The organism is Desulfosediminicola sp., assembly GCF_048381775.1.
GTDB classification, from domain to species: domain Bacteria; phylum Desulfobacterota; class Desulfobulbia; order Desulfobulbales; family Desulfocapsaceae; genus Desulfopila; species Desulfopila ganghwensis.
Map to the genome: position 1 here is coordinate 12,115 of NZ_JBLXGE010000013.1, position 23,202 is coordinate 35,316.

Here is a 23,202-nt window from a genome sequence, read left to right on the forward strand (position 1 = left end):
ATGCTATATAGACAACCTAAGAGTCATGCTTGAAGAAAAGTTAGATGAAAAAGTAGTGACTTTAAAAACATATGGTGGAAGCTATGATGTTAGATTTTAAATATTCATTTAAAGGTCTTGTTTCTAAGTTGGTTCGTGAGGGGGCATCTTTTCAAAAATGTTGTGATTATTTGAACAAAACTCAGTGGTTTGACGAAAAACAACTGAATGATTTAATGTGTGAACAACTATCAAAAATTGTAAAACATGCAACGCTAAATATTACCTACTATAAAAAGAGTATTTATAAAAATATACTAGACGGGAATAATAATATTAATTTGGACTATTTTCAGGATGTTCCGTTTTTATCAAAGGAGCATTTATATAAATTTTCAGATGAGTTAAGGTTGCCGAAGTGGAAATGCCCAATTTATTCTGCTTCGAAAACAAGTGGCACAACAGGTAAACCACTTACTTTATATAGGGATATATATTCTGTTAACTTCGAGCATGCAACTATTTTTCGTCAATGGAGTTGGGCTGGATATAGGGTTGGTGATTCCTTTGCAACGATAAGAGGGGAGTTGATATCAAGAAACACTTCACCTCCAGTATTTTGGGCTTACAACAAAATCCAGAATGAGTTGATTATGTCCTCCTTCCATATAAGTGATTCGACGATAAAAGGGTATATAAAAACGTTAATCTCATTTAAGCCTAAGTTTATATATTGTTATCCTCAATCAATATTTACGATATTAAAGTATGCTAAAGAAAAAAAAATAGATTTACAATCAATGAGAGTTAAAGCCGTATTTACTTCATCTGAAACAGTTTCCAGTGAGCTACGAAATATGGTCAAAGAACAATTAGGATGTTTAATATTTGATTATTACAATATGGCAGAACGTGTAATGCCAATAGCCACTTGCGAAAAAGGGAATTATCATTTATTAGAGGATTATGGATATGCAGAATTTTATCCAGTAGAAAACACCGAATCTAAATATGAATTAATTGGAAGTGGCTTTTTAAATAAAAAAATGCCTTTAATACGATACCGAACTGGAGATGTAGTTGAGCTTTTACCTGATAAAGAAGATCGAGAATGCGAATGTGGCAGAAGATTTAGGCAGGTAAAGAGTATAGTTGGTAGACCGACTAATTATATAATAGGAAAAAACAATAGGCAAATAAGCGAGGCCGGTTTGACCCATATTTTTTATGGAGAAGATTTGCCTATATTTGAGTCACAAATAATTCAAAACCAATTGGAAGAAATAATAATCAGGGTAGTGCCATTAGATGATTTTGAGACCTTTCATGCCGACAAATTGATAAATGCAATTCAAAATTATACAGGTATCTATCCGTTGATAGAAAAAGTAGATAAGATAGATAGGACAAAGGCAGGGAAATTCCAATTCGTAAAACGATATGTAAATCTATAGTCAGATGGTAAAGAAAATGAGTTGGTATATAGAAAGGCTTTCAAAGATGCCGTCGGCTGAAATCGTTCATCGCCTTCATCATAAATTTAGGGAGAAGCTTGATGAGAAGAAGCTGTGTAATATTACTCCAACAATAAACTCTAATTTCGCTAGTTCTCTTTTTAATGATGGACCGATTACAAAATTGTCGAGGGACGCTATTCCACAGAGAATATCTGCATACCCCAAATCAATTGATGTCTTTGGGATAGAGATCCTATTTACCAGTGCAATCGATTGGCATAAAGACCCCAAAACAGGGAGAGAGTGGCCTTTAGACTTCTGGGCAAAGGTTAATATACGTGATGGTAAAAAGATTGGTGGGCCAAAGTTTGTGTGGGAAGCAAACAGGCTTTATTTTCTTAACCAACTTGGTCTAGCATATGCCAAGACCGGTGAGAGGCAGTACGCAGATAGAATCTTTAATTTGTTGGTTGATTGGATGGAGAAAAATCCATACGGATTAGGGGTTAACTGGACCAGTTGCATAGAGCTAAGTGTTCGGCTAACGAATGTGGTTTGGTGCCTTTCCTTACTCAAAGGATATGAAATATCGGCTGAACAGGAAAAGGCTTTAGGAGAATTTGTCCATTATCATGGGCGACATCTTTATCGTTATCAATCAAAATACTCCTCAAATAACAACCATGCCATAGCCGAAGCGTTCGGACTCTTTCTGATCGGTGTATACTTCCCCTCTTTTCCTGATGCGAAGAAATGGCTTGAATTTGGGAAAGGCGTGCTGGAGCGGGAGGGACTACGGCAGGTCTTACCTGATGGAGGTAGTTATGAATACTCCACAACCTATCTTTCTTTTGTCTTTGACTTTTTCCTGTTGTTCAAAGTGATTTGTGATAATCACGCTATTTCTTATGATAAAAGGCTGAACGAGAGGTTGGAAAGATCATGTGAATATATTGCCCATCTTTTAGATGAAAAAGGCAATATACCCAATATTGGTGATCAAGACAGTGCGGTTCTTGTTAATTTCGGTCTTAATAATCATGAAAACTTTGCATCCATTCTCAACACTGGTGCAATTTTGTTTAATCGACGGGACTTTGTTAGCAGTAATTTCCCAGATTTTAAAACGACTGCATTATTGGGAGAAAAAAGAATTGTCGATTTTAAAAATGATTTACTGCCCCAAAACGCGTTAAGAGAAAAAGCGTTTCATAAAATATATGAGCAAAGTGGGTTGGCGGTTATTTCCGATACCGTCGAGAAAATAAACATCCACTTTGTCGGCAATGCAACCCCTCTTGGCATGCCGCCGTTATATGCCCATGGCCATCTCGATGCTTTGAGCTTTTATCTGTCTGTTGATGGTTTAGAGTTTTTTGTGGACCCAGGGACATATCTGTATCATTCTGGTGGAAAGTGGCGAAGATATTTTAGAAGTACTGCCGCCCATAATACTGTGCGGATAAATCAGACAGATTTTACTGAAATGCCAGGTGATTTTATGTATGGTAAACCATATAAAATCACCAAGCATTGTCTTGAGGAGCAGGACGGAGTGGTTATCTGGCAGTCGGAACATGATGCATACATGAGATTGCCGGAGAAGGTAAAACATTGCCGTTCGGTGTCATGGCAACGAGTTGATGGAGAATTTATTGTAGTAGATAATATTCGAACTGGCGGATCCTGCGAAGGGGAATGGTTTTATCATCTCCATCCTGGTTGCGAGGTCTCCTGTGAAGAGAACAAGGTTTTTATTACAAACGGTAATGTAAAATTAGAAATGGAGATAGACAAATCTCTATCTCTTTCCCTATATAAAGGGAGTGAAGAACCGTTGTTAGGCTGGTTTTCAAAATCGTTCAATCATCTGCAGAAAACATATACTCTTGTTGCAAATGGGAAAGTGCAGAGTGGTGATAATAGGATAGTTTCAAAAATTAAAATCGTGTCGTGAAATTGGAAATAGAATTGCACGATTACCAATATTTTAATGGGTAGAGGGGAAATGAAGATAAGCATATTTGGCATGGGGTATGTGGGTGCTGTTTCTGCGGGATGTCTGGCCCATGATGGACATGAGATTATTGGTGTCGATCCTGTTCAGACCAAGGTCGATCTTATCAACAGCGGGCAGACGCCGATTATAGAAAAGGATATCGGCGAGATCATTGAGAAGGCAGTTGCGGAAAACAGACTTCGTGCGACAACAGATGGTATTGAAGCAGTGCTGGCAACCGATATTTCCTTTGTCTGCGTGGGAACGCCCAGTCAGTTGAACGGCAACCTCGATCTTAAATATATACGAAGGGTGTGTGAGCGGATCGGATGTGCCATAAAAGAGAAGAGAAGGTACCATGTCGTCATCATTCGCAGCACTATCTTGCCAGGCACTATGCGCAATGTCGTGATTCCGACCTTGGAGGAGTATTCAGGTCTGCAGGCAGGTGAAGGTTTCGGTATCTGCAATAACCCTGAGTTCCTGCGTGAGGGGACTGCTGTCTACGATTATTACAATCCTCCCAAAACGGTTATAGGTGAGATAGATACGAAGGCCGGTAATGTGCTGGCAGATATCTATGGCAAACTCGATGCGCCGATGATTCGTACCGAAATCGAGACGGCGGAGATGGTCAAGTATGTCGACAACTGCTGGCATGCGGTAAAGGTTGGTTTTGCCAATGAGGTGGGCAATATCTGCAAAGAGATCGGGGCCGACGGCCACAAGGTGATGGATATTTTCTGCCAGGACCTGAAATTAAACCTTTCTCCCTATTATTTGAAGCCAGGCTTTGCCTTTGGTGGATCGTGCCTCCCCAAGGATTTGAGGGCCTTGACATATAAAGGAAAGAGCCTCGATCTTGAGTTGCCGATCTTGAATTCAATTTTGCCTAGCAATGAGCGCCAGGTAGAACGAGGCCTGAATATGATCCTGCGCAAGGAAAAACGGAAGGTCGGTATTCTTGGTTTCAGTTTCAAAGCCGGGACTGATGACCTGCGCGAGAGCCCAGTGGTCGAGGTGATTGAGCGGCTTCTTGGCAAGGGCTATGATGTCAAGGTCTACGATAGGAATGTCAATCTGGCCAAGCTTGTTGGTGCTAACAAGGACTATATCTTAAACCGTATCCATCATATCTCCAAGATCATGGTCGAGAGCATGGATGAAATTCTGGAACATGCAGAGACGGTTGTGATCGGCAACGGTTCGCCGGAATTCTGTGATGTGATGTCGAAGGTAAGAAGGGACCAGAATGTGGTTGATCTGGTGCGGATCAGCAAGGAGCCGATAGGCGAGGAGGCCTACGATGGCATCTGCTGGTAAGGAAAAAAAACGCCGGGTCCTCATTATCATCGAGAACCTGCCTGCGCCCTTTGATAGAAGGGTGTGGCAGGAGGCAACGACCTTAAGAGATGCCGGGTATGGTGTCTCTATTGCTTGCCCCACAGGTAAGGGGTATAAGAAGCGTTATGAAGTTATAGACGATATACGGATCTATCGCTATCAACTCCCCACCGAGGGGGCTGGGGTCCTTGGGTATCTTGCGGAGTATTCTGCGGCGTTGTTCTGGCAGTTCTTGATATCATTCAAGGTGTTATTCGGGCCGGGTTTTGATGCCATGCATGCCTGCAACCCGCCCGACAATATCTTTCTGGTGGGTGGGTTTTTTAAACTGTTTTTCAGGAAAAGATTCCTCTTTGATCATCACGATATAAACCCGGAACTGTACGAGGCCAAATTCGGCAAACGTGATTTCTTTTATAAGGTTATGCTTGCCTGGGAACGTTGGACCTTCAAGACGGCCGATGTTTCCATCGCCACCAACGAATCATACAAAAAGATTGCCATAGAGCGTGGCGGGATGGCACCTGAGAAGGTGCATGTGGTCAGGAGCGGACCAATGCTTGACAGGCTGAAGATTATTCCGGCTGTTCCTGAGCTGAAGAAGGGCAGGAAATATCTTGTTGGCTATGTGGGCGTGATGGGGGCACAGGAAGGGATCGATTATCTGCTTCGTTCTGTTGAGCATATTGTCAAAAAGATGGGACGTGATGATATCCATTTTGGACTTGTCGGCGGAGGCACGGATCTGGATGGTATGAAGGAGTATGCGCGGGAGCTTGGTGTTGCTGAGTATGTTACTTTCACAGGCAGGGTTCCCGATCAGGAACTGCTGGAGATGCTCAATACCGCAGATATCTGCGTGAATCCCGATGTCGCCAATGAGATGAACGACAAGTCGACCATGAATAAGATCATGGAATATATGGCCCTGGGCAAGCCCATCGTGCAGTTCGATTTGACGGAGGGCAGATTTTCAGCTCAGGATGCTTCGCTCTACGCAAAAAAGAATGATATTGTCGATATGGCGGAGAAGATCGTTCAGTTGTTGGAAGATCCTGTTGTACGTGAGAAAATGGGGGAACTCGGAAGAAACCGTGTTATCAAAGAGTTGGAATGGAAATATGAGGCTCCCAAACTGTTGTTAGCATACGACATGCTGTTCGGCAGTACACGTTAAAAACGGATACCATGCCGCATGAGATACGAAGATCAGCTGCTCGTAAATTGTCTTCTTGAATCTGCTGAGTTTCCTGTGTCTGGAGAAAAGGGTGCACTTGGCTGCTCTGTTATTGATTGGGAGTATTTTCTTGAAGTGGTAGCTCGCGAAGGGACGGAGCTGTTTGTATTCCCGATCCTTCTTGATAAACTCACTTCTTTAGTCCCTGAAGACCAGAAGTCGGCTATCAAATCCATCCTGCTGAAAAAGACGGTAATCTCTCTCCGTTATACCGGGGTTTTAGTCAATATCATCACTAGATTTGAGAGAAAGGGTGTTGATGTAATTCCTTTTAAAGGTCCGATACTTTCGCAAAGGTTGTATGGAGATCCTGCGAAGAGGTCATTTGGGGATCTGGATATCCTTGTTAGGCCAGAGTATGTTTTTTCTGCGATCACGGTATTGAGAGATGCAGGGTATACACCTCAACTTGAGATTTCGGAAGAGCAGCTGGATTTGTATTGTGAACATGAAGACAATATTATCTTTAGCAACGCTTCATTATCATCAGTCATCGAGTTGCACTGGGAATTGTCCGGTAGGGTTTTTTCCAGACCTTATATGTATCTTGATGTTGTAGAGCGTTGCGCTGCTATCGATATTGCAGGCAAAGAGCTACTTGCTTTTGGTGATGAGGATTTGCTGGTATACCTGTGCGTGCATGGTGCCAAGCACAGCTGGGATCGGTTGGAGTGGTTGTTGAGTGTGAAAAAGCTTCTGGATATTTCTGGTGCATTGAACTGGGACATTGTTTTTCTGTTAATGAAAAGATTTAGATGTCGACGAAACGTGCTGTTTGGGTTGTATCTGGTTAAGGAGTTTTTCAACGTAAACTTTCCTTGGGATGTTTCTCAAAAGATAGAAGCAGAAAGAGGTTTTGCCGGCATGGTTAGCTATTGCGGCAGTCCGCTCTTGAAGGATAAACTTGGTGTCGTTTCGAAATCAGAGCATCCAGACCGTTTCTCAGTATTCCAGTTCGCCATTCAGGATAACCTGTATCAGAGAATTCGCTGGGGGGGGATTTTGTTGTTTCGGCCAACAGAACGAGACTGGCGGTGTTGGCCTTTACCTAGGCAATTGAAAGTCCTGAATTATGTATTTCGTCCTTTTCGGTTACTGGTGGCTGGATTTCAGCGTATTTGGTGGTGCTCAAAGTGAATCCGCGTTAATTCAGGTTGCGATAAAAAATGGAAGGAATGGACAAAAAAACATAGATCTTTCCAGATAGGGATTTCGTGTTTCTGCTTTTGTCAGTTTTAGTGGTTGGCAGGGAGCAGCTGATAAGATGTCTATAATTGCAATTGAATGTGAAATAGTTGATTGAATAATACTTTATTAAATTATTAAAAATATGAATACAGATACAGAACCCAAAGAGGCCTTTCCTTACACCCCACCATCAGAGGAGATTAGGGAAAAATATAAGCAAATATTTGAGATGGAAGGGCCTCTTAAGGTGCCACTGCCAAAGTTGATTTTTGACAAGATGGTAGCGTTGTTTTTCTTTATACTCACATCTCCGATGTTAGTATCTCTATTCATCGCCAATTGGTTGGAAGGGGTAATCCTACCTGAGAACAGAGGACCTCTTTTCTTTTATTATTATGGTGTGAGCCATGGCAAGAAGTTTAAAAAGTGGAAAATCAGGCTAATAAAAGAGTCCTATATTGATAAGGAACTCCAAGCCAAGGGTGACTGGCATGCCTATAAAAATGAGTGGATGCCTGAGGCTCATACCTATCTGGGGAAATTCGTAAAGAAGTTTTATTTAGATGAGATCCCGCAATTTTACCTGATTCTCAAAGGGGATATGTCATTTGTTGGGCCGAGACCTCTTGCAGTGCATCATTATGAGAGGGATTTGGGCCAGGGGAATGTTACTCGTAAATTAGTGAGGGGCGGTTTGCTTGGTTATGGCCATGTTCGTAAAGGAACTCCTGAATTCGGTAAGCCTATTTATGAGTACGAGTATGTCCATCGCTATTTGAATTCTTCTGCGCTAGGCCTTCTAGCCACTGATCTGTATGTGATCTGGAAAGGAGTTGTTGTTGTTGCTAAAGGTGGTGGGCACTGATTGCTTACGAGGGCCAGTCCGTTCCTCAGGCCTTCATGGGAATTCTTCTAAGCGAGACCTAACAAAGGTTAAAGCAAATGGTGAATAGGATATTTTCGAACTCAAGATATTGTTTTCACAGTTTGTCATGCACTAGTGTATAGATCTTTGAGTCTGGTCTGTACATAGTGTAGTTGGTATTTAATGCCTTGTCTGATTCGGTCAGGGAATGTCATCTGGCCTAGTAACTGTATTGCCCTATAGCTGGAAGACTTACTACTCCTTGCGTTTCGTAGTATCTGTGATTGCAGGATCCTCTTATTGATCAAATCGACATTTTGACCAGGGGCTATGCTGTCGAATAACTCTTCCGGGCAGGGTGTTCCGATAATGGTCTTGCAATTCGACAAAAGATAATATAGCACTTTCTGCGCCCCCCAGTCTTTTGCGAGTGCGATGAGTTTATCGTGGTCTGGCTGCCACTGCAACCAGACTTCATGGGCATCCAGCAGGTTATGGTTGCAAAAGTCGAGATCCCTAAATGCATGGACTGCCAAATGCAACAGCGTATCTTCTGATGAGAGAATTCGTATAAATTCAGAATCGTATTCAGGGTGTCGCCTGCTTGCTTCCCACATGGATTGCGGGTCGATATTGAATATATGTGGGTTGGTCAGCCCACGATGAATTTCGACAGGGGGGCCGAATCCCTTGCGAGGTGTAAAAACCCTTTCGAAAAGTGTTTCATGGGTTGCTAAACGTTTGCTATCAATAACGACAGGCCGCATCGTTTCTTCCATGAGGGTGCAGGCCTTTTGAAAATCATCTTCCCTGACCAGGAAGTCGATATCGCAACCAATTCGCGGGAAATTATCCGGATAGAGGTTATTCGAAAACGCTGCACCTTTCAGTAGAATGATGGGTATTTTTTCTTTTGCAAATTTGGGAAATTGGCCTGCTAAGCAGTGCTTATTCGCAAGATCGGTTGCGATGAGTTGCAGTGCCCTGTTTTTCAGAAGTGACTGTGCCTCAAGCGAAAGCTGACTGAAGACTCCTGTCTTGACAGCCTTACGGTAAATGAGCGGGAGGAATGGGCGAATTTCTGATTGGAAATTTGATGATAGTGATTCTAAATCATTGAACAACAGCTCGCTGTTTGCGAGCTGTGTTTCAGAATCCTCGTGGTCATCATGTATTCTCGCATAGCGGAGCAGGCGAAGATACCGATGTTGTTTATCAGGGTGGTAGTAAGGACATGACATCGTGATAAAATATAATCTTCGTTACTGTTATAATGCCTTATTGCCTGATGGCAGTTTGGTTTGCCAGGAACCATTCGTACGCTTTGCCCAAACCATTTTCAAGTGGCGTTGTAGCCTGCCAGCCTAATCGTGAGAGCCGGGAAACATCCAAGAGTTTTCTTGGAGTTCCATCAGGTTTTGATGTATCGAATACGACATTTCCCGTAAAGCCTGTCACTTTTGCCACGGTCTCTGCCAGTTCACGAATGGTGCAGTCAATCCCCGTGCCGACGTTTATGTGGCTGAGCATGGGATCTGTGCATTGCTGGTAGGTGTTGTTGTCCAGTTCCATCACATGAATGGACGCGGATGCCATATCATCCACATAGAGAAATTCGCGCATGGGTTTGCCGCTACCCCAGACGGTTACCTCCTTTTCACCATTTTCTTTCGCCTCGTGGAACCGTCTGATGAGCGCAGGTATTACGTGTGAGTTTTCAGGGTGGAAGTTGTCATTTGGACCGTAGAGGTTGGTCGGCATCACGGAACGGTAATCGACCCCATACTGGCGATTGTAGCTTTCGCAGAGCTTTATGCCCGCTATCTTCGCTATGGCGTAGGGTTCGTTGGTCGGTTCCAGCAGGCCGGTGAGTAAGGTCTCTTCTTTCATTGGTTGCTCTGCATGTTTGGGATATATGCAGGAGGAGCCAAGAAAAAGAAGTTTTTTTACCCCTGACTTGAAGGCTGAATGTATGACGTTAGCTTCGATCATCAGGTTTTTATAGATGAACTCCGCCGGGTAGGTGTTGTTGGCGACAATGCCGCCAACCTTAGCGGCGGCTAAATAGACCTGGTGGATTTTTTCTTTGGCGAAAAACTCTTGAACCGCTTGTTGATTGGTAAGGTCTAGTTCTGCAGATGAGCGCAGTATCAATTCAATATTAGAACGCTGTTTAAGTTGCCGCGCTATGGCGGAGCCGACCATGCCATTATGGCCTGCGACAAAGACTCGTGTTTTTGGGGTCATAACTGGTTCGTTTGTTGTGTGTTTCATACAGCTCTGAATTGAATTGGTGCCGTGGTCTCTTGGGATACTTTTGAGTTACTCTTGAGTAACTGATACATTGAAACCATTTGCCTTTAACAGCGCATGCTGTTTTGCCTGCTCGAGATCGTTGGCAACCATTTCGGCACACATCTCTTCAATAGAGATTTCCGGCACCCAGCCGAGTTTGGTTTTGGCGTTGGTAGGGTCACCGAGAAGAGTTTCGACTTCGGCGGGGCGAAAATAGCGGGGGGAAACCCGCACTATGATATCACCTACCTGTACTCCAGGTGCTTTATCGCCTGAGATTGCTGTTACTGTGGCGGTCTCTTCAACACCTGCACCAGAAAATTCTAACTCAAGGCCGACCTGAGCAGCGGTCATCCTCACGAAATCCCGCACTGAAATCTGCTTACCGGTTGCTATAACAAAATCTTCGGGCTTATCCTGCTGCAGCATCAGCCATTGCATACGTACATAATCCTTGGCGTGGCCCCAGTCGCGTAATGAGTCCATATTGCCGAGGTAAAGGCAGTGTTCAAGCCCTTGGGCGATATTGGCCAGGGCGCGGGTGATTTTGCGGGTAACAAAGGTCTCGCCCCGGCGGGGAGATTCGTGGTTGAAGAGGATGCCGTTGCAGGCGTACATGCCGTAGGCCTCACGGTAATTCACGGTAATCCAGTATGAGTAGAGTTTTGCAACTGCATACGGGCTGCGCGGATAAAATGGGGTGGTTTCTGATTGTGGGGTTTCCTGTACCAGGCCGTACAGTTCAGAAGTAGATGCCTGGTAAAAACGTGTTGTATTTTCAAGACCTAGGAAGCGAATAGCCTCAAGCAGGCGGAGTGTACCCATGCCGACAACATCTGCCGTATATTCGGGAGCCTCAAAAGAAACGGCTACATGGGACTGGGCACCAAGGTTGTACACTTCGTTTGGCTGCACTTCTCGAAGAATACGAGTGAGGTTTGATGAGTCGGTCAGGTCCCCGTAGTGGAGATGAAAACACTGATTTTCGGAATGCGGGTCCTGGTAAATATGATCAATACGCTCGGTGTTGAATGATGATGAGCGCCGTTTTATTCCATGCACCTCATAGCCTTTTTCTAGCAGAAACTCGGCTAGATACGATCCGTCCTGTCCTGTAATACCTGTTATCAGTGCTCTCTTCATAATTTCAATTTGTTGATAAAAGTTCTGGGTAGGGTGCTGTTAGTAGCTGTTTCCGGTGATTATTGGGATACGTGTGAAAGGTAGATACAGTTTGTGTTGGAGTTACTCAAGAGTTTTCAGAGGGCGGGTCGCAGAGTGCGAAAATGTGTGTGAGCTGGCGGCCATCCAAAAAGCAAAGAAGCGTAGTTTCCTGATGCAACTGAATTTACCTCATAATTAAAACTGGTTGTCGTTGTATAACAGGGGGTGTCGGGGAGGTAAATAGGTAATCATGCCTATTTTACAGCCTTAACTATTTTTTATCACTCATTGGGTTCAAGAGAAAAACAGCGAGTGAACGGCAATGAGTGATTAATCAGCGGTACGCAGGGTGACCAGCTCTTTACTAATGTTGACTGGTTATGTCTGCGGGATTTCATCTCTCAGTCAGATGTTGAGCTACCGGAGTGTGCGAACTTTTGAAAATGAAAACCCTGGTCAGGGAGGTCGGTCAGTTTTTTGCTGCAAAAATATCCTGAAGAATTTTGCCGAAATCGATGAAAAATAGGTAATTGTACCCATATCCATGGTGTAGATGGTGTGTTATACAACTGATTCTAATCATTATTTTGTTAATAGGGTCACTATGTCATGCTTACTGTAGAGTTACGCTTAATTCTGGTATTCCTCACTTCACTGTTTATCGCTCTCTTTGCCTTGCCGAAGCTTTCCAGCATTGCTTTACGACTTGGCTTGATGGATAAGCCAAATAGTCGAAAAGTGCACACTCAGCCTAAACCACTGGTTGGTGGGATAGGGATGATGATTGCAGTCACCTTTGCCAGCATGCTCTTTATCCCCATTGCTGGTTTGCGTGGTTTTTTTCTGGGGCTCGCAGTTCTTTTGTTTATCGGTTTTCTCGACGATTTTATGGAACTTGGGCCGAAACAGAAGTTTGCAGCCCAGATCATCGCCGCCTGTCTCATGATCTATTTCAGCAAGGCGGTTCTCTTTTCTTTCGGAGATCTGTTTGGTAATGGGGAACTGCTGGTACCCGGTGGTTTACTGGTTGCCTGGCTCGTGACGGTGTTCTGCGTGGTAGGGGTGATAAACTCCGTCAATCTCATTGATGGCCTCGATGGACTGGCGGGTGGTATTTCTTTTATTGCCTTTCTCTATTTTAGTGCCCATGCCTCTTTTGCCGGTAACACAAATCTTGTTTTACTCAATCTTGCTCTGGCTGGAGCAGTTCTTGGGTTTCTGCATTTTAACTGGACACCTGCCAGGATGTTTATGGGGGATGCGGGAAGTCTCTGTTTAGGATTTGCCCTGGTCTTTATGGCCATTGTAGGTTCCCAGGGAATTGCTCCGATACTTAAGCCAGTTTCAGCGCTGTTGATACTTGCGGTGCCGGTCACCGATACAATTGTCGTAATGGGCAAGCGGTTAATGCGTCGTCAGAACCCTTTTGTTGCCGATAAGTATCATTTGCATCATATCTTTCTGCGTTACGGGTTGAGCAAGGAGGGGGCGGTGCGCCTCATTTTGATGATTAGTGCAGGGCTTGGCGGTTTGACTTTATTAAGCCCGCTTTATTCTGCCTCTGAGTCTGCTCTTTTTGCTGTTTATGTGGTCTATTTTTCATGCTATTTACTGGCTTCATTCTATATTACAAGTTTTCTTCGTTTCACATATCGGTTTCGTCGGCATAATACCGAGAGGATAACGAAAAGTAATATGACATCGTTGCTTTTTGGAGTCTTTGATTTGCTGCAGGTTTATCGCAAGGCGAAACGCTACCCTGTTCGTCTCAATTGTAGAGTAACGACTGATGATGGTACGGTTTCCGCAAGAATTTTAAATATTTCCAGAATAGGAAGTCTGGTCAGGTGGAAATCGGAAATAGCCATGCCCACTAAAAGCAATTGCATGATCGACGTTCAGGTGCACGATATAACTGAACGGATGGAACTCAGGTTTGAAAGTGTGTGGTCTTGCAAGCAGGGAAATGCAACGTTTTATGGTGTGCGGTTTGAGGGCATGAGCGTTGAGAGCAGGGAAACGCTTGGAAGGTATATAAGTGAGTTGAAGAGGTTGGAAGCAGAGAAAATGGGTGTTCGGGGTTGGGCGTTTGAGGTTGGGGGGAAGGGTAGGTAGGAGGGGATTGCAACAGGAAATGCAGGTGGGACGGAACGGCGGGTTGGACGTTGGATGTTGGACGTGACTGCGCAGGCTGGAGAGGTGTTAGGGGTGAGGGGGGAGGAGTAACTGCAACGGCGACTGCGGGGAACTGCGGGTAGGGCGTTGGATGTGGGAAATATGTAAAAGCTGAAGAGTATTATATAAAGCTGAGTATATATATAGGAAACAGGGAAATTATATATCTGATAAGAATAACGGTCAGAGGAGGGAAGACATGAAAAAGATTATAGCTGCACTAAGTATTGTTGTTGTTTCTGCTACAGTGGCGCTTGCCGGTTGGTTGGAAGATTTTCAGACTGCATATGAGGCAGAGAATATTCAGGTTGCGGTTGAGGGTGCTCTCGAACAGGGAACCGCCCCGGCAGAAATCATTGAAAGCGCCTTGGGTATAGAGAGTCTGAACCCGCAGAATCTGGTTAAAGCTCTCTATTGCGCCGGGGTAAACGGCATTGATATTAATGCGGCAGCCAAGAAATACAAAATATCTGAAGATATTGTGATTGCAGGGCACAAACAGAGCGTCGCAGAGTGTGGCGATCAGGTAGTCGATGCCCAGGCATACCCCAACAACAACAGTCGGTTTTTCAACCCACCGCCAAATGGTAATGGCAATGGTCATGGGCCGCGTCATGGGGCCAGCCCTTTTCAACCTGAACCAAACTGATTTGAGTTGTGTAACGGAAAACCCGCTCAATGACTGTAATGAATTTCAGGTGGTTTGATTGAAAGAACGTTCTATTATCTGGTGAGTAAAAATGAAGCAATTACAATATATCGGGCTGGCAACGGCCTGTGCTTTACTGCCGTTCACAGCGTCTGCGCAAAACACCGTGGACGTCAATGATCTGGTTGTGGTTCCGGCCGAAAATGGTGGCTTTGCTGATGATGAGATCTTCGGAGTCCGGGGTGGCTATATTCATCCCTATCTCAGTCTGCGGACTGGCTGGACCGATAACGTCTTCAATGTTGACGACGATACCGACAGCAGCTGGCTCTATACCATTTCTCCTGGCGTGTGGTTCTCGCTCCCACGCATGCGTGTGGTTCCCATAACCATTGCCCCGCATAATACCTCTGCGGGTGGCTTGCAGCTGGAGCTTGATGACGATGTCGGTACGGATAAGTACCAGCTTTACGCGCTTGTTGGCTCGGATATCAACATGTACTCGTATGATTCCGACTTGAATTCAGAAGATTACTATGCGGAAGGAATGGCGCGCTGGAATATGGCCAGCGGCCTCTCCCTGCGTGTACTGGACCGTTTTACCCTTGGGCACGACGATTTTGGCGTGGGCGAAGCAACTGATGAAGACCTGCGCGAGTTTGATACCAACCTGCTCATGTTGACTGCGGACTGGGAGCTGACCGAGAAGCTGCGCTTCAAGGTGGATTATTCCAACTTCCTGCTTCAGTATGATGAGGCTGACAACGCCTTCTTCTTTGACCGTACCGATAATGTTATTGATCTCTACGGCTATTACAAATATTCTGAGAAGACTTCGCTGTTCCTGCAGTATCGTTATACCGACGTTGAGTATGATAACGATACGGCCAAGGATAACAGCCAGGACTACTACTATGGTGGTGTCCGCTGGGTTAGCTCCGACAAGCTGGCCCTGTTGTTCAAGGCAGGTCTGCAGAGTAAATCGTTTGATGCTGAGACTGACGAGTATCAGGACAGCGATAATTTCACCCTGGATCTTCAGGCCCATTATCGCATGACCGACAAGACCGACATGACCCTCGATCTGTACCAGAAAAACGAGGAATCCGACAATGCCGGAGCCTCGGAGAAGCTTGTTTTGGGTGCCCGCTTTGTTTACAGTCAGGCGATGACCGAGAAGATCACGGCCAAGCTGGGGATGGGGTATGAGAACTCAGATTACGAGCAGCTTGTCGGGCAGGCCGACCGCGACGAAGATACCTTTTACATCTCCCCTGCGGTTCAGTTCCTGGTACGCGACTGGTTGATGGCGGAGCTGTCGTATTCGTTTGAGACAACGGATTCGTCTGATGATGCTTATGACTATGATACCAATACTATTTATCTCAGTCTGAACTTCGCGATGTGATGGCTGGAGATGTTGTAGTCAGTATGCCACGCCAGTCTGGGCGGTGTTGGCCTCTGCGATGTTCTGAATACAAATGTAACTGCCGGGAAACGCAGTTTGCGTTTTGCCTCAATCCCCTCATTACGTGAGGGGATTGTTTATTATTAACTGAATGGTTAGAGAGAGTGGTTTTTGTGAGAAGGAGCGTGCTGTATCTTTTTTGTTTGCTGGCGTTGTGTGTAACGAAGATTGGTGTGGCAAGTGAATACCACGTCGGTCCGGGGGATGTACTCAGTATAACTGTGTATGACAATGATGACCTGGCAACCAAGGTTCGGGTTTCCACTGCAGGTACCATAGTCATGCCGCTGATTGGTCAGGTGGAGGTACAAAGCCTCACCGTAAATGCCATTACTGATAAAATCACGGCCTTGCTGTCCGATGGTTATCTGGTAAGTCCCCAGGTAAATGTCTTTGTCGAAGAATTTCGCTCCAAAAAAGCGGTAATCCTCGGAAGTGTACGCTCACCTGGCCTGGTAGAGCTTAGTGGCCCGACAAGTTTCCTTGAGCTGGTTTCAAAAGCCGGAGGTCTTGAGAAGGACGCAGGGGATACCGCCACCATCCAGAGAAAGAACAGCAGCAAAGAAAACCCCATTATTATTGTTGACCTTCAGGCCCTGATTGAAAAGGGTGATCTCACCCATAACATGGCTATTCAGGATGGAGATACCGTTTTTGTCTCCAAGGGGGGCATGTGCTTTATTACCGGCCAGGTTGAAAAGCCCGGCACCTACACCTGTGGTGATGACACCACAGTCCTCAAACTCGTGGCGCTGGCTGGTGGGTTTACCGGCAAAGCTTCACGCTCCGGTATTAACCTTGTTCGTATCGTCGATAATCAGAAGAAGGTCTATAAGAAGATCGATTTGTATACACAGTTAAAGGATAGCGATGTTGTTGTCGTTCCGGAAAGCTTTTTCTAGGGGTAGGAGAATGCACTTTTGGCTCATCTCCGCGTTATCGAAGAAAAATTAATGCTCGACATATTAATATATGCCTCCGCTTAATTTTTCTTCGATGCCTTGATCTGAAACCAAAATTGCAATTCTCTGACAGGGAGTTGCTTAGTGAGAGTTATGGGACAATGGACTGCTATTCTTCGTCGCTTTTGCGAATCGCATACTAAGGTAGAGCGATTCGCAAGTCTCCTTGACTAGCAGACTATCTCAACTCACCTAATCCTCCCGATGTAAACGTTTCAAATTCAAATAATTTATTAAAGAAACTTCAGGCTTGGCTCCACACAATGGAAAGAGATAGAAGAGATCAGAGAGAGTATCGGGATTACTATCCCGAGGAGTTTGAGGAACAGGAAATTCATCTTCGTGATTATCTGCAGATTGTCAGCAAGCGCAAATATCTCATTCTCACGGTGTTGGCGGTTGTTTTTCTGGTTGTTGCGTTGAAGACGTTTACAACTACCCCGATCTATACTGCCTCTTCACAGGTGCTGATCGAGAGGAATTACGGTTCTAAGGGGTTGGAGAACCAGTTTTCCCGCTGGGAGCCAGATTTTCTCGAAACCCAATCGCAGATTATTCAGAGCACCAATGTAGCCCAGAAGGTCGTGGAGCAGTTGAACCTCACCACCCGCTATCGCTCATATTTCTTTGAGGAAGATACCGAAGTTACTTTTGTTCAGTCCGTAAAGCAGTCAATCAAAGCTGTGATAGGGCCGGCTTATGACTGGCTGCGTAACCTGGCCGGGGGCAGTGAAGAGGTAGAAGCAGGCGTTGCCGGTGAGTCTTTCAATGATGAACCGATGACCGAAGAAGAGATTATCGCATCGATAATCCAGGGCGGTCTTTCGGTAACGCCTGTCAAGAATACCAAGATTGTCACTATCTCCTTTTCTCACGAAAACCCCGGTATCGCCAAAATCGTTTCAGATGCGGTAGTTAAGGCCTATATGGATGAGATGCTGGAAATTCGTTTGAGCACCAGCAGCTATTCGGTAAAGTGGATGACCGATAAGGCCAGGGAAGAGCGTGAAAAACTCGAGCATTCAGAGCGGCTACTGCAGCAGTTCATGCGGGATAACGACCTGGTGACAGTGGAGGATAAGCTTACTGTTTTGCCGCAGAAACTTTCTGGTTTTGGTAATCAGATCTCTAAGGCTGAAGCCGAAAAGAAAGAACTAGCCGATCAGCTTGCCCAGATTCGTGCAGCGGGTAATAACCTTGATAGACTTGAGAAAATCCCAACCCTGGCTTCAAGTGAGGTGCTGAAATCGATCCGTGAGCGTATTTATAAGGCGAATCTGGATATTCAGGAGTTGTCTAAAAAGTATGGGCATAAACACCCGAAGATGATCCAGGCCCAGAGTGAGTTGCGCAGTCTGACCGATGAAAAAAGCTATGAGATAGAGCGAGTGCTCAGCTCAATAACCAACTCTTATGAGCTTGCGGCCTCAAAGGAAGAGAGCCTGAAAGAACTGCTGGCCGATACCAAGTCGCAGATGCTGGAGTCGAACGAAAAGTTCATGCAGTATAAGGTGATGAAGCGTGAGGTAGACAGCAACAGGGCAATGTATGATACCCTGCAGGCGGGTATCAAGAAAGAGAGTGTTACCGAGCAATCCCAGAGCGTGAATATCTGGGTGACCAAAAAGGCGGAAATGCCGCTTTTCCCATCAAAGCCGAACAAAAAGCGAAACCTGATGCTGGGCCTCATTCTTGGCCTGTTTGGTGGTGTTGGTTTGGCGTTTTTTATCGAATATCTCGATAACACGGTTAAAGACGAAAAGGATCTTGGAGATCGGTTTGGTGGTTCTATCCTTGGTTCTGTAGAAGAGTTGAAGAAGAATGCTGACTCGATCGAATCGGTGGTGGTAACGAAACCCCTGAGCCCGGTTGCGGAGAGTTATCGTCTTATTCGCTCAAGCCTGCTGCTATCTGCTGCGGGTAAACCGCCTGAAACGATATTGGTAACTAGTATGGGGATGGGGGAAGGCAAAACTACCACTACCGCTAATCTGGCTCGAATTTTGGCCCAGAACGATAAAAAAGTGCTGGTGATTGATTGCGATCTTCGCAAACCACGCCTCGGTTCTTTTTTCGGCGTGAGAAATGAAGTTGGGCTTAGCTCGATTTTAACGGGCTCCGGTGGAAGTGAAGCTATTGTCCAGCCACCCAACGAAGGGATTTCCGCTATTCTTTCCGGCCCGATTCCACCAGCTCCTGCCGAATTGCTCGGTTCCGACCGTATGAAGATGCTTATTGAGAGCATGAAGCAGGAATACGATTTCATCCTCCTCGATTCCCCTCCTGTCCAGAGCGTCACCGATAGTCTCGCTCTCTGCCAGCTTGTTGACGGTGTGGTTGTTGTTGTCCGCGCAGGCAAGACCACTAATGAAATGCTGGAAAGCGGCCTGAAGAAACTGAGTGATGTTAATGGCAAGGTTCTGGGTTTTGTGTTGAATGGCATGAAGATGAGGGGGAATGGGTATTATTCGTATGGGTATGGGAGTTATTATGCGAGAAACGAAGGTGAGGAGTAAGGGGTTAGGTGTTAGGAGATAAAAGCAAAATGCCATGAGAAAAGACAGAAGCGTTGGTTGAAAGCTATTAGGAGTGAGGTGTTAGGAATGTTTTTTCCACCTCACTCCTATCTCCTAACCCCTCTCTATTGCCCCCCCCCTCACCATTGAATCCGCTCAGTAAGCTATGAAAATAATTACAACCCTCTACCTCGTAATATTGGTCTTCGCTCCAACAGCCTTCGGCACTACCGAACTCTGGTCGATGGTGACGGTGGAGATGCTCACCGGGTTGGTTGCGGTTGGGGTGTTTACCTATTTCTGTTTTTTGAAAAAGCGGCTCTACGTCATTCCCGGCATAGTGCCGCTTTTGTTGTTGCTGGCCTTTATGGTGGTGCAGCTGGTGCCGTTGCCTCCTGAGCTGGTGAGGGTGATTGCGCCCGCCAATTACTCCGTTTATGAACCGCTTTTTGCTGTCGCAGGAGAGCAGTGGTGGATCCCGCTGACGGTTAATCTCAAGGCGACCATACAGGAGCTGTTTCGGATAGGCTGCTACGCCCTTTTCTATATCGTTACAGTCCAGTTGCTGCAGTCTCACGCTACGCTCAAGCGAACAGTCAGCGTGGTGGTCTGGCTTGCTGCGATCATTGCCTTTCTGGCGCTCATTCACCGGGTGACTTCGCCTGATACGCTGTTCTGGTTCCGAAAAGGCCCTGAAGGGTCTTATACTGTAGGTCCTTGGGTATATCATAACCAATATGCAGGGTTCATGGAGCTTCTCAGCCCGCTGGCAATTGCCTTGTTTCTTTTCTATAAACCGAGAGTGACGCCCGATGAGGGATGGCGCCAGCGGATTGTGGATTTTTTTACAATGCCTGGGACTAGTCTGCATATGTTTTATGGTGTTGCCGCAGTGGTCATCACCATGTCGGTGTTTGTGAGCCTGAGCAGAGGGGGAATTCTCACCATCTTTGCCTCGCTCTTGATTTTTTTTCTGCTTTACAACCTGAAAAGACCCAAGCACGGCCGTTTGACCTTAATCCTGGTCATCTGCTGCGTTCTCACCTCCGTTTCCTGGTTTGGCTGGGATATTATCGTTGCCGAATTTAACCAAGGGGTTGACCAGTCTACCGGGGCGATTAAGGATGGCAGGCTTGACATCTGGCGAGATTGCTGGCAGCTCATCCTGGCTTTTCCAATATTAGGGGCCGGTTTTGGTACCTTCGTTGATATATTTCCATCATACCGGACTATACTGGGCAGTTCGTTTTTCGTGCATGCCCATAACGACTATCTTGAACTACTCACCGATGGTGGTGTGATCGGCATCGGGCTGGCCGGCTGGTTTGTGTTGGCGGTTCTCCACCATGGCTGGAAAAAAATTCGGATGCGCAGGGACAAATTTTCAGTGTTGCTGGGTATCGGTGCCATGACCGGAATCATTGCCATACTGATCCACTCCGTTACCGATTTCAACATGCATAATGGTGCGGTGGGGCTCTACTTTTTCTTTCTCTGCGGCGTTCTGGTGGCAGCGGGCAACAGCAGGTTTACTGCTTATGGGGCCCAGAGCCTGCTCGGCAGGTACAGCCTCGGCAGAAACGCCCTTTGCGGTCTTGGGGTATTGGGCTGCGTTGCTGTTATGCTGGTCGTGCAGTACCGAACCCTGGCCGGTTTCATGGCCTATGGGCAGGTGCAAAATATTTACCTCTCGCAGTATCTCAGGCCGGAGCGGCTGCATGATCTTATCGACGGCACAGAACGGGCCAGGCGGTTGGATCCTTTTGCTGGGGGGTATAGTTCTGCCCTGGCGAGTGCATATTTGCATCAGGGGGAATATCAAAAAGCTTATGATTTCCATCTTGAGGCAGCGAGGAAATCACCGACCAGCGGCGTCGATCTGCAATGGCTCGGGCTCCTGACTGAGAATGCGGACACTGCCGCCATCTTGATGGAAGAGGGGTATAAACGCGCCCGGCATAAGAATGATCTGGTCATGCCTTATTTGGAGTATCTGTTGCGGCAAGGCGAACGCCAGCGCGCGGCTGCACTTATGCAAGAGAAGTTGGAACTCGAAAATGGCTTGGTCAAAAGGGTGGCTCCATTTTTCTCAGAGTTTGATTTCTCCCGCGACGAAATTGATTACGCACTTCCCAAAACCCCTTCGGTGTGGATTATATATGGCGATTACCTGCAGAAAACAGGTGACATCGAAGGGGCGGAATACTATCGCAGCAACGCCCTGAACCACATCGACTCTACTGAAGAGATCTCTCCCCACTGGTATCAGCAGCTTATCTCTTTCTACAACTCAACCAAACAGCGTGACAAGGCGGTCCGCACCCTGCGCCTGGGCGTGGAATCTGTGCCCAATTACGCACCATTCCATACCCAGCTCGGCGATTACTATCGCACTGAGGGCATTACATACCGCGCCGAAGAGGAGTATCGCACTGCGCTCTTGTTAGATCCTCGTTCTAAGGGGGCGAAGCGGGGGTTGCGGTTGATGGGGTTACTTGACGCATATTGATCTGCTCGTTAGGAGAGAGGTGTTAGGAGAGAGGGGGGGACTGCTTCCCCCCCCAGTTAGGTGTGAGGAGTGAGGAGTGAGGTGAGGGACTGCAACTGTATGATAATTTGAAGAAAGGAGATAGGCGTGAGGTGAGGGGCTGTAACCGCAAAAAAACGGTTAGGAGGGAGGGGTTAGGAGTGTGGGGGGACTGCAACTGCAAAAAACCGGGTAGGGGTGACGCGTAAGGTGTGAGGGGGTAGGCCAAAAACAAGGGGGGAGTATGGAGCAAGTAAAGCGGTTGCATCATGATTTGGTTGTTTGGCAGGAAGGGATGAAGCTTGTTGAACATATTTATGGTGTTGCTCGCCGGCTACCCGATTACGAGAAGTACGAACTTAGCAGCCAATTGCGGCGGGCTGCAGTCTCTGTTCCTGCCAATATTGCAGAGGGCGCTGGTAGAAATGGGCAGAAGGAGTTTCTTCATTTTCTCACGATCGCACGAGGCTCTTTATGTGAATTAGAAACCCTTCTCTTACTGTGCTCCCGGCTTGATTATATAAAGAATATCGATACAGAATTAAAAAAGCTCAATGAGACTCAAGCACTGCTTAACGGTCTCATAAACGCAGTAAGAAAAAGGATCTGAAAAGTTTGTTTATTCCCTGCTTTGCTTTTGCAGTTCCTCCTTTCCCCTCCCTCCTCTCACCTCACTTTTCCCCCATAGAAAATAGCTGCCCAGCGCAGATAATCCCTCTCCCATCCCACGATGTCGTCATCGCGAAATCCTCTCCTCCACATACTCAGCCATCAATTCATGGATATCATAGGGAGGGCGGACCTGAAAGTAGTGGTCGACCACGGCGTGGCCGAGTTCGTGGGCAACTACTTTGAGTTTTGCATCGTCCACTGAGATGTAGATTGTGTTTTCAGAGAGAGAGTAGTAAGCGATGTGGTTGAATTTCTTTTGGTATTTCTGGCGGTATACTGCAGCTATGTCGTATCTTGAGGGAAGTAGGACCACCTTTATATCGAGGTTTGCAGGAAACATGTCCAGAATAATTTCCGCCTTCTCAACAAGGATATCAAGTTTGGCGGCAACCTCGTCCTCGACAGAGTGATACTCTAACTTCTTGAGGTTATATCTCAGTTTTCTGCTCAACTTCAGGTTGCTGTTGAATTCACGGAGCAGTTGACCATCACTGTGATACTCGACAGTAACATACCGCCCTTCGACTACAGCGGCCCGAGCTTCCGGGAGGCTGATGCCAAGAAACAGTGAAGCGAGAATTATTATGTGAATACACCTGTTCATTCTTCGGAGTGAAAGACCTGCTAAGCTGGGAACTTTCGAATTATACTCCGTCAAGAAAAGACAGAGCTTTGCACGTTCTTCTTCCGCGTCATCAGCTACAT

The 23,202-nt window shown here is 46.1% G+C and carries 17 protein-coding genes; 13 read left to right on the forward strand and 4 right to left on the reverse strand.

Translation table 11 applies throughout. From position 1 onward, the window contains the following. Window positions 1–83: 83 nt before the first annotated feature. The 6 genes from ACN5NT_RS18905 (at window position 84) to ACN5NT_RS18930 (ending at window position 8,069) form a co-directional block, all read left to right on the forward strand. Window positions 84–1,433, forward strand: coding sequence for a hypothetical protein (locus ACN5NT_RS18905; RefSeq protein WP_419176480.1), 1,350 nt, complete (start codon window positions 84–86; stop codon window positions 1,431–1,433). Between the two features lie 16 nt (window positions 1,434–1,449). Continuing rightward, a complete protein-coding gene (locus ACN5NT_RS18910) occupies window positions 1,450–3,393 on the forward strand; it encodes an alginate lyase family protein (protein ID WP_419176481.1) in 1,944 nt (647 codons plus the stop codon). A gap of 51 nt (window positions 3,394–3,444) precedes the next feature. Continuing rightward, window positions 3,445–4,758: a nucleotide sugar dehydrogenase gene (locus ACN5NT_RS18915; protein ID WP_419176482.1), complete on the forward strand. Its 1,314-nt coding sequence runs from the start codon at window positions 3,445–3,447 to the stop codon at window positions 4,756–4,758. Next, complete coding sequence (locus ACN5NT_RS18920; RefSeq protein WP_419176483.1) at window positions 4,742–5,956, forward strand: glycosyltransferase family 4 protein; 1,215 nt, start codon at window positions 4,742–4,744, stop codon at window positions 5,954–5,956. The genes ACN5NT_RS18915 and ACN5NT_RS18920 overlap by 17 nt, the downstream gene beginning before the upstream one ends. 18 nt (window positions 5,957–5,974) lie before the next feature. Next, window positions 5,975–7,153 (forward strand): nucleotidyltransferase family protein, encoded by a 1,179-nt coding sequence (locus tag ACN5NT_RS18925; protein WP_419176484.1) that lies wholly within the window; start codon window positions 5,975–5,977, stop codon window positions 7,151–7,153. Window positions 7,154–7,346: 193 nt separating this feature from the next. Beyond that, window positions 7,347–8,069: a sugar transferase gene (locus ACN5NT_RS18930; protein WP_419176485.1), complete on the forward strand. Its 723-nt coding sequence runs from the start codon at window positions 7,347–7,349 to the stop codon at window positions 8,067–8,069. A 125-nt stretch (window positions 8,070–8,194) separates the two neighbouring features. Here the strand turns inward: ACN5NT_RS18930 and ACN5NT_RS18935 are convergent, their stop codons facing one another. From ACN5NT_RS18935 to gmd, 3 genes are read right to left on the reverse strand one after another with little or no spacing between them, the layout of a single operon-like run. Further along, window positions 8,195–9,310, reverse strand: coding sequence for a nucleotidyltransferase family protein (locus tag ACN5NT_RS18935; RefSeq protein WP_419176486.1), 1,116 nt, complete (start codon window positions 9,308–9,310; stop codon window positions 8,195–8,197). Window positions 9,311–9,347: 37 nt separating this feature from the next. Continuing rightward, on the reverse strand, window positions 9,348–10,343 hold the full coding sequence (gene fcl / locus ACN5NT_RS18940; RefSeq protein WP_419176487.1) for a GDP-L-fucose synthase: 996 nt from the start codon (window positions 10,341–10,343) through the stop codon (window positions 9,348–9,350). Between the two features lie 48 nt (window positions 10,344–10,391). Further along, window positions 10,392–11,507, reverse strand: coding sequence for a GDP-mannose 4,6-dehydratase (gmd, locus tag ACN5NT_RS18945; RefSeq protein ID WP_419176488.1), 1,116 nt, complete (start codon window positions 11,505–11,507; stop codon window positions 10,392–10,394). 630 nt (window positions 11,508–12,137) lie between these two features. On the opposite strand from gmd, the gene ACN5NT_RS18950 reads away from it, so the two are divergent. The 7 genes from ACN5NT_RS18950 (at window position 12,138) to ACN5NT_RS18980 (ending at window position 22,435) form a co-directional block, all read left to right on the forward strand. After that, window positions 12,138–13,643, forward strand: coding sequence for a PilZ domain-containing protein (locus ACN5NT_RS18950; protein ID WP_419176489.1), 1,506 nt, complete (start codon window positions 12,138–12,140; stop codon window positions 13,641–13,643). Between the two features lie 259 nt (window positions 13,644–13,902). After that, window positions 13,903–14,352, forward strand: a complete 450-nt coding sequence (locus ACN5NT_RS18955) for a hypothetical protein (RefSeq protein ID WP_419176490.1) — start codon at window positions 13,903–13,905, stop codon at window positions 14,350–14,352. 91 nt (window positions 14,353–14,443) lie between these two features. Further along, on the forward strand, window positions 14,444–15,760 hold the full coding sequence (locus tag ACN5NT_RS18960) for an outer membrane beta-barrel protein (RefSeq protein ID WP_419176491.1): 1,317 nt from the start codon (window positions 14,444–14,446) through the stop codon (window positions 15,758–15,760). Window positions 15,761–15,945: 185 nt separating this feature from the next. Further along, window positions 15,946–16,722, forward strand: a complete 777-nt coding sequence (locus ACN5NT_RS18965) for a polysaccharide biosynthesis/export family protein (RefSeq protein WP_419176492.1) — start codon at window positions 15,946–15,948, stop codon at window positions 16,720–16,722. 323 nt (window positions 16,723–17,045) lie between these two features. Next, window positions 17,046–19,298, forward strand: a complete 2,253-nt coding sequence (locus ACN5NT_RS18970) for a GumC family protein (RefSeq protein ID WP_419176493.1) — start codon at window positions 17,046–17,048, stop codon at window positions 19,296–19,298. 166 nt (window positions 19,299–19,464) lie between these two features. After that, complete coding sequence (locus ACN5NT_RS18975) at window positions 19,465–21,807, forward strand: O-antigen ligase family protein (RefSeq protein ID WP_419176494.1); 2,343 nt, start codon at window positions 19,465–19,467, stop codon at window positions 21,805–21,807. Window positions 21,808–22,069: 262 nt separating this feature from the next. Further along, window positions 22,070–22,435 (forward strand): four helix bundle protein, encoded by a 366-nt coding sequence (locus tag ACN5NT_RS18980; protein ID WP_419176495.1) that lies wholly within the window; start codon window positions 22,070–22,072, stop codon window positions 22,433–22,435. Between the two features lie 126 nt (window positions 22,436–22,561). On the opposite strand, the gene ACN5NT_RS18985 is transcribed toward ACN5NT_RS18980, so the two are convergent. Continuing rightward, window positions 22,562–23,101, reverse strand: coding sequence for a hypothetical protein (locus ACN5NT_RS18985; protein WP_419176496.1), 540 nt, complete (start codon window positions 23,099–23,101; stop codon window positions 22,562–22,564). Window positions 23,102–23,202 lie beyond the last annotated feature (101 nt).